Below are 681 nucleotides of genomic sequence, written 5' to 3'. Positions count from 1 at the left end.
CTAGCGACTAGCGCCACTTCGCTTCCTCCGCTCGATAAGTCAACATCGGCTCCCATAAGTCGCCGTGTTTCCTTTATCTCTGCTGCGGAAAGCTCCAGTGCGTACGTCGCTAAATCAGTCGCGTCAGCCTTCTATATGATGTCGTTGTTTCTCTTATTTAGTTTTCAAGGTGCAAAATGGAGCCTAGCGGGATCGAACCGCTGACCTCCTGCGTGCAAAGCAGGCGCTCTCCCAGCTGAGCTAAGGCCCCGTAATGTTAAATATTTGATTAGATGGTGGGCCTGAGTGGACTCGAACCACCGACCTCACGCTTATCAGGCGTGCGCTCTAACCGGCTGAGCTACAGGCCCATCTTTATCTTTTTATAAGAGAAATGTTCTCTCAAAACTGAACAAAACAACCTGGCTATTGTCATTTCGATACCGGAGGTATCAAAATGTTCCGTATATAATCCAGCTCCAGCGCCCAGCGACTAGCGCAACTTCCGTAGCCTCCGTGCGATAAGTCAACATCGATTCACTTCGTTCATCGTGTTTCCTTTATCTCCTGCGGCTTCGTCCAGTTCGTGCGTCGCTAAACGGGCGCTTACGCCTTTTATCTTCCTTAGAAAGGAGGTGATCCAGCCGCACCTTCCGATACGGCTACCTTGTTACGACTTCACCCCAATCATTGGTCCCACCT

Annotated in this window: 2 tRNA genes and 1 rRNA gene; all 3 read right to left on the bottom strand. The window is 50.4% G+C overall.

Annotation, left to right across the window (positions count from 1 at the left end):
* Positions 1 to 177 precede the first annotated feature (177 nt).
* A tRNA-Ala gene (locus IEV18_RS17100) sits at positions 178 to 250 on the bottom strand.
* 23 nt (positions 251 to 273) lie between these two features.
* Positions 274 to 350, bottom strand: a tRNA-Ile gene (locus tag IEV18_RS17095).
* A gap of 257 nt (positions 351 to 607) precedes the next feature.
* Positions 608 to 681 (bottom strand): 16S ribosomal RNA (locus tag IEV18_RS17090); the annotation flags it as partial.

The sequence above is a fragment of the Compostibacillus humi genome (assembly GCF_014637175.1).
GTDB classification, from domain to species: Bacteria; Bacillota; Bacilli; order Bacillales; family Amphibacillaceae; genus Oceanobacillus; species Oceanobacillus humi.
The sequence above is the reverse complement of the archived record's forward strand: the minus strand, read 5'-3'. Positions and strand labels throughout refer to the sequence as shown.